General features: G+C 70.5%; 5 protein-coding genes. 1 reads left to right on the top strand and 4 read right to left on the bottom strand.

Features of this window, described 5'->3' with window-relative positions; genetic code table 11:
- Positions 1-10: 10 nt before the first annotated feature.
- Positions 11-493, bottom strand: coding sequence for a recombinase family protein (locus NLX86_RS17380; RefSeq protein WP_254372617.1), 483 nt, complete (start codon positions 491-493; stop codon positions 11-13).
- Between NLX86_RS17380 and NLX86_RS17385 the strand changes: the two genes are divergently transcribed.
- A complete protein-coding gene (locus NLX86_RS17385; RefSeq protein ID WP_254372618.1) occupies positions 428-1,555 on the top strand; it encodes a helix-turn-helix domain-containing protein in 1,128 nt (375 codons plus the stop codon). The genes NLX86_RS17380 and NLX86_RS17385 overlap by 66 nt on opposite strands.
- Positions 1,556-1,624: 69 nt before the next feature.
- Here NLX86_RS17385 and NLX86_RS17390 read toward each other — a convergent pair whose 3' ends face one another.
- Genes NLX86_RS17390 through NLX86_RS17400 form a run of 3 tightly spaced genes read right to left on the bottom strand, consistent with a single transcriptional unit; the run spans position 1,625 to position 6,325 of the window.
- On the bottom strand, positions 1,625-1,954 hold the full coding sequence (locus tag NLX86_RS17390; protein WP_254372619.1) for a hypothetical protein: 330 nt from the start codon (positions 1,952-1,954) through the stop codon (positions 1,625-1,627).
- 34 nt (positions 1,955-1,988) lie between these two features.
- Positions 1,989-4,892 carry a DEAD/DEAH box helicase gene (locus NLX86_RS17395; RefSeq protein ID WP_254372620.1) on the bottom strand — a complete coding sequence of 968 codons (2,904 nt, stop codon included), beginning with the start codon at positions 4,890-4,892 and terminating at the stop codon, positions 1,989-1,991.
- Positions 4,889-6,325 (bottom strand): hypothetical protein, encoded by a 1,437-nt coding sequence (locus NLX86_RS17400; protein WP_254372621.1) that lies wholly within the window; start codon positions 6,323-6,325, stop codon positions 4,889-4,891. The genes NLX86_RS17395 and NLX86_RS17400 overlap by 4 nt, the downstream gene beginning before the upstream one ends.
- Between the last annotated feature and the right edge of the window lie 628 nt (positions 6,326-6,953).

Raw genomic sequence — 6,953 nt, forward strand, 5'->3', positions numbered from 1 at the left:
GTGAGGGCTCCTAACTTCCCCCGCGCTCCAGGACCCGGTACACCGTCGCCCGGGAGACGGAGAAGAGTTCGGCGAGATCGGCGATGGTGTGCTCGCCGCTGCGGTGTTCCTTAATGAGATGGGCCTGCTGGCGGGGGGTCAGCTTGGGCTGCTTGCCCTTCAGCTTGCCTTTGGAGCGGGCGACGGCCATGCCTTCGCGTGTCCGCATTCGCAGCAGGTCCACCTCGAACTCGGCGAAGGTGGCCAGGATGTTGAAGAACAGCTTGCCCATCGGGTCGGCCGGGTCGTAGAGCGTGCCGCCGAGCGACAGTTTGACGCCGCGCGCGGTGAGGGAGTCGCCGATGTCGCGGGCGTCGGGCACCGAGCGGGCGAGCCGGTCCAGTTTCGGGACGACGAGAGTGTCGCCGGCGCCAAGGACGTGTCCGCCATGGCCGACACCGCCGGCGGCATGGCCGTCATCGGCGTCGACGACGGCCTTCAGGACCACGCACACGCCCTGGACCCCTTCGAGCCGGTCCCGGGCCGCGGTGAGGAGTGGATCCGCTCGGTGCTCGCGAACTGGATCCAGCCGGTCGTTCCCAACGTGGGCGTACGACCGGTGAAGTCCGCTGTCCACGAGGGCAAGATCTACTGGTTGCTCACCGTGCTCCCGAGCACCCAGGCCCCGCACGCGGTCGCGGCTCCGGGCAACGACTGCGACTTCCGCGTCCACGTCCGGCACGGCACCACGACCCGCACCCTCGCCGAATCCGAGATCGCCCAGCGCTACCGTGCCCGCTTCCAGGCCGCCTCCGTTGACGTCGGCCGCCTGCACCAGGTCGCCGACGCGGGCTTCGGCTACCTGTCGGGCTACCTGACCAGCACGGCGCACGGCGGCAGTCCCGAGGTGACCTACTTCCCGGGCTGGGTCAGCCTGGCCGCAGTTCCGGCCGTCCGCGGCACCTACTCCCTGACCACGCAGGTGGATCGGAACGCGGCGTTCGACCGCCTCGTCAAGCTCGCCGGCGAGGGAGTGACCACCAACGTGCAGCCGGCCCGCCCCGTGCTGGTCGCCCGCCGCCAGGTCCGCTTCGAGGGCGAACCGACCGGCCGACTCCACCAGGACGGCAGCTTCTACGCCGCACTGTCCATCAATCTCCAGAGCGACCAGTTCGACTCCGACGGCCCCAAGCGGCTGTACCAGTGCGGACTCGAACTCGACCTCGTGGCGCTGGTGCAGGCTGCCGCAGCTTGGGCGGCGGAGACCGGATCGGCCGGCGACCTGATGCTGTCCGCCGCACTCCACCGCTTCGACGGCAGTGAGGAGCCCGTGCACCTGATCGTGTCGGAGCACGCCTTCCAGCACGGTCCCGCGATGCCGCTCCCGGCAACTCCTGCGCACACCACCGGCGACCTCGCCGCCATTGTCACCGACAAGCGAGAGGCCGTCGTCGTGGCCTGCGCCCTCGTCTCCGACCTGCTGGCCGGCATGGGAGCGCACCAGCCTGACGTTCTGACCTCCGAAGGGGAGATTCTGATCGACCGGCTCAAGGGCTTCCGGCATTCACTGCGGTAGTCACCTGCCGACCGACAGCACGAGACCCCGGGCCTCGAAAGGCCCGGGGTCCGGCGGGGCGAGGCCGTCTCAGTAGGAGTCCTCCCGTTCGGAGGGCGGCCCGTACTGCTCGATGAGGTCGCAGGTGCAGGTGCCGCCCTCGTACAGCATCTTGTCGCACTCGTCATGGTGGTCCCGCTGCGGCAGGCGCTTCGCCGGAACGGGCTGCGCGGGGTCTGCGGCTGGCCGGGCCGGGGCGGGCTGGGCGGCAGCCCGGAGTTCGATGTCCACGATGGCGTCCGCGATCTTGTCCTTGCGCCACTTCTCGGGGAAGTTCTCGCGCGCAAGGCCGCCCTCGTAGGCCATGGTCAGCAGTTCGTCCTTGGTGTGGTTGCCCACCAGCTCGCTGACGCGCTTCACCCGCGCGATGCGCGCGATTTGGGCCTTGCGCTCTTCATCGGACAGGGCTGGTCTGCTGGGGGAGGGGAAGCGGATGGGCCAGGTGCCCTTCCAGCGCGGGGGCGTGTCGGTGAGCTGTTGACGATGTGTCCTCGTCCTTGCCGGGGGTGTGCGGGGCCGTGGTGTCGTCCTGGTGGTGTTCCTGCACCTGAGCGTCCGGCGGGGCGGGCTGGATGAGGCCGTCGTCCTCCGGGGCCGGGCCGTCGGACGGCTTGGGCGCCAGCACCGCGCCCGCCCAAGCAACGCCCAGCTCCGCGAGTGCGGCAAGCTGCTCCTGGGTGAGCTTGTCGCGCCTGGATTTGGTGTTGGAGACCCACACGCCCAGCTTCACGAGCACGGGCTCCGGCTCGCCGTCGGCCGTGATCTCCTCGCTGTGGCTGCGGGGCACCGGCCGGCCCGCGCCTTCCCGCTCCACCCACTGCGCGAGGGCCTGCACGCCCCGCTGGAACGCCTGCTGCGCCTTGCTCGGGCCCTTCGCGCCCTTGGCTGCCGGGACGGCAGACGGCGCCTCAACCGGCTGCACGCCCAGCCTGGACAGTCGCTCCTGCTGCTCGGTGGACAGCTGCGCCCAGGTGCCCGGCTGCTTCTGCCGCTCCAGCCACTTGCCCAGGTCGTCACCCTCGAACAGCACCCCGGCCTCGATGGCCGGGAGGATGCCGTCGGCGTCGACGAGGTCGGCGAGCACCTTGTAGTGCCGCTGCCAGTCCAGCGGCCACGGGCAGTTCCAGTCCGGGTCGACCGCGGCCAGCTGCTTCGCGCGTTCCACGACCCGCTCGGTGTCCTTCCCGAGGCCGCCCTTGCGCCGCAGGTTCGCCAGATGCTGCCCGACCGGCACCATCGCCTCGCCCTCGCCCCATACCGCGTCCTGCCGGGGCGCGAGGTGCCCGGTGGCGCGCCGGTACGACCGCAGCGCGGCGAGTTTGTTCTCCCACGCTTCCTCGCCCGGCTCCCACACCATCCCGGCCTCCGGCGCGTCCAGCAGGGTCTTGCGCCGCTCCTCCAGTTCCCCGGCCCGCAGTGCCTTCCTCTGCTGGTGCACCCACCTGCCGAGCGGGAAATCCTTCGTCACGCCGACCTCGGTCTCCACGTCGTACGGGACGGCGTACAGGCCGGTGATCTCGTTCTCGGCCCGCCAGCGCAGCAGGGCCTGGTAGCCCTCCAGCCACACCAGCGACTCCGGCCGGTAGACCCGGGTACGCAGGAACGCCGCGATCGTCGCCGCGTCCCTCGGGCTGGAAAAGTGCAGCAGCGCTGACTCGGCAGCGCCGTCGGTGCCGTCCTGCTCCTGGTCCTCGCCGTCGCCCTCGCCGCCGGCCCCGACGATCCGGCCGTCCTCATCGCGCTTCACGTGCACCTTGCGCTCGTGCTTGCCCCGCGAGAGGGCGCGGGAGGCGAGCTGCTCGACCAGGCGCTCATCGTGACTGCGCAGGCCCTGGAGTACGGCCACGAGCGGCTTGAAGCTCGCGCTGGCGACCATGTCGGTCGGGTCCTCGCCCGGCTCCAGGAAGACCGGCACGATGATCCTGGCCACCTTGGTGCTGCCGTCTCGGTTCAGCCGCAGCGCCCGGCCGATGTTCTGCACGATCTCCACCTGCGAGCCGCGGGTGTCGGCGAAGCAGATCGCCTCCACCCCGCGCTCGCCGGTGATGTCCACGCCCTCCCCGAGCACGCGGACGCTCGCCAGGAAGGCGCGGTGCACCCGCCGGTTGTTCGCGTCGATCCCGTTGGCGAACTGCCGCAGTACCTCCCGCCGCTCGGACACGAGGTGGTCGCCGCACAGCCAGGCCGACCACACCCGGTCCGGCGGGACGTGGCGGCCGGCCTCCAGCTCGTACAGCTCCGCGTCGATCGACGACTTCGGCAGCCGGTCTGCCGTCGCCAGGGCCTCCTCGGACGCCTCGGTGACGTACAGCTCCGCCGCCGTCTGCGGCAGCTTCTCCGCGAACGCGGCGGCCTCCTCGACCTTCTGGTGGAAGGTCATGACGGTGCGCAGGTTCCACCTCGCCGCGTGCTCCAGGAGCGCGGTGTGCAGGAGAGCGAGGCGCCGGCCCCGCAGCGCCTCCTCCGACAGACCGAGGACGGGCGAGGGGTCGCGGATCTCCAGCACGTCGATCTCGAACCCGGCGAGGATCTCGCGCTCGATCGCCTCCGAGAGCCCGAGTTCGGCCAGCCACTCGCCGTACGTCCCGTCCGGGTCATTGGCCATGCTGGCGATCTCCAACTCCTGGCCGTCCGCGCCCTTCTGCGGCCGGGGCGAGGCCAGGATGCGCGGGGTCGCGGTCAGGTAGAGCCGGAAGTCGGCCGGGATGCGGGCGTTGTCGTGGATCGCCGCCCACGGCCGCCCCAGATCACCTGCGGTTCCGTGAGCTTCGTCCACGATCGCGACGTCGAAGCCGTCCATCTGCTGTCCGTACAGGCGCTCTCCGCCCGCCAGAGCGGTCTCCAGCGGCCCGCGAACCTTGCGCTGGCCCATCGGTGCATCGATGTCCTCGCGGTCCACCAGGGAGGCGTACGTGGCGAACACGACGACCGGTCCGTGCCCGGCCCACAGGGCGAGCTGGATCGGGTTGGTGGTGGTGCGCACCCCCAGCTCGTTGAGTACCGGGTCGTTGTCCAGCGAGCACACCGCGACCATAGGGGCCCGGTGGCCCACCAGGCGCCACGCCTGGGCGGTCTGCACGAGCAGGTCCAGGGTCGGGACCGTGACGAGGATCCGGCCTTCGGGGAAGCACTCCAGCGCGCTCGCGGCAGCCATGATCGTCTTACCGGACCCGGTCGCGGACACAATCGTGCCCCGGAGCTCCTGAGCGGGCACAGATGACCTTGCAGGAAATCCCACCCACTTACGGAAACTCGACTTCTGGTCGACCTGATGTTTCTTGAGCGGAATCCTGCTCATCGCCCGTCCTCTTCTCCCGTGTCGTAGAGCCATGCCTTCTGGAGGCGTTCCAGCGGGGTCTCCTCCTGGCCTTCTTCCTCCCAGACCCCTGCGAGCCAAGACGGGGCGTTGTCGATCCGCTCGCACAGCACGAAGGACTCGGGCAGCTCCACCAGTTGATAGACACCGCGCGGGTAGAGGCCGTCGGGCCCGCAGCGGCGCCACAGCCGCTCCAGCCGCGCCCGGTTCTCCCGCAGGTACTCCTCCAGCACCTGCGGGTACTCCTCTCGCTCCGCCCGGCGCACCGTCCGCAGCGCAACCCCCACCAACTCCCGGGAGAGCTCCTTGTCCCACTGCGACGAGCTGGTGCCGGTCACGGCCGCGTAGTACTGCTCGCACACGGCCAGGACCCGCTCGACAAGCTCCGTCGGCGCTTCGCTTCCCTCGTCCTCGTCACGGGCCGCAAGGCGCTGGCCCTCGGCGAGCCAGGCGTCGGCGGTGTAGTCCTCAACGGACTGGCCGAAGCCCAGGCGCTCGTCAGGCAGGGCGGCCCGGTCGTAGGCCGGGGTGGGGGCTTCCACCAGGTCCAGGCCGTGATGCGTGAGGTGGTCCAGGAGCAGGCGGGACAGCGCGCGGGAGGGGTCGCTGGTGTGCAGCTGGTCGTCACCGTCGGCGGTGCCGAACGGGAAGCCGAACTGGCCGGGGAAGACGATGGCGCGGGTGAAGAAGTCGCACAGGACCCCGTACATCTCCGAGTGGGGCACGCCGGTGGCCTCACGGCGGATCTCGGCGTGCGCGGAATTCATGACCGTGGTGACGAACCGCCGGCGGGCGTCCTCCTGCTGCCGTGCCTCGCTGGCCGGCGCCTCCTCCGTCACCTCCACCACCCGGTACAGACCCCGGTCCCCGTACAGACCGCCCGGCTGCTCGTTCGCCCGGCGCACCGTCGCCACAGCCTCCTCCACCGACCGCGCGTAGGTGAAGTTCGTCAGCTTGGCCGCCCCCGGGTGCGCATCATCGGTCCGCTGCGCCACGATTCGGTACCGGGTCAGCCCAGCAGGCTCCCCATCGCCCGGCTCCGTTGCCACGGCCCCCTCGCCGTCCAGCTGCTCCTGCCACCGCAGGAAGCTCTCCGCCTCCTCTTCCGCCGCCTGGTAGGCAGCGTCGTACCTGTCATCGCCGTACAGAGCCGCCGACTCGGCCCACGACTCCAGCAGCCCCGCGTGCTCCCACCGCTCCTGGGAAGCGGGGAGCTGCCCGTGCCTGCCGTCCATCAGTGCAGGCAGCACCGCGCTGACAGCGGAAGGTGCGGCCAGGGCCGGAACGGGCAGAGCCAGGGTGTTCTCCAGCCCGTGCTCATCCAGCACGCTGTACGTCCAGCGTCCGGTCAGCGAGGACCACGTCAGGGTGAGCCCCGAGGGCCACTCATGCGCGTTCACGAGCGGCGCGCCCACGCCCCAGCTCCATGCGGCAACGCAGGACCCGCGGTGCTCGTCATCCCGGGTCACCGAATACGAAGCCTCCGGGAAACCTGCACGCACGAATTCCTGTTCCACAGCGCGCACGTAACGCTTCCAGATAGGGAAGAGATCCACTCGTCATTCTGCCTTTCAGGAAAGGAAACTGACCCTCGCTCAAACACAGGGCCCCGCCTGGATGGTTGGGGGGTTTCCCGTGTTTCCGCCAACGGTACATGCTGTATCAACCTGATGCACGCGCTACACTAGAACCCAACACGAACGAGCCCCCCATCCCTCGTAGCCAGCCCGGCCCGCGCCAGCGGGCCCCAACGGTTCTGGAGGCGCAGCCGGAAGGACCGTCAGGCGGGGAAGCGCAGCGGACCCGCCCGGGAACGCCCAGCGCTCCCCAACTCCCGTTCAGGAGGCCACACTAGCCGCACCCGACACCCCGACACCCCGTCAGCCGCCCGGCCGCGCACCGCGCGGCCCGCCGGGCGCGCTGCCCCCCCTCAACTCCTGGAGCGCAGCGGAGGGAGTTGACCCGTGCTCCGCACGGGCACGGTGAGCGCAGCGAACCGTCTCTCTGCACATCGCGCAGCGATGTGGTACCCGCTGCGCGGGG

It is taken from the genome of Streptomyces sp. A3M-1-3 (assembly GCF_024213665.1).
Lineage (GTDB): Bacteria > Actinomycetota > Actinomycetes > Streptomycetales > Streptomycetaceae > Streptomyces.

Coding starts and splice junctions, on each gene's coding strand:
- NLX86_RS17385 (WP_254372618.1), top strand. CDS start 428: ATGGCCGACACCGCCGGCGGCATGGCCGTCATCGGCGTCGACGACGGC.
- NLX86_RS17395 (WP_254372620.1), bottom strand. CDS start 4,892: ATGAGCAGGATTCCGCTCAAGAAACATCAGGTCGACCAGAAGTCGAGT.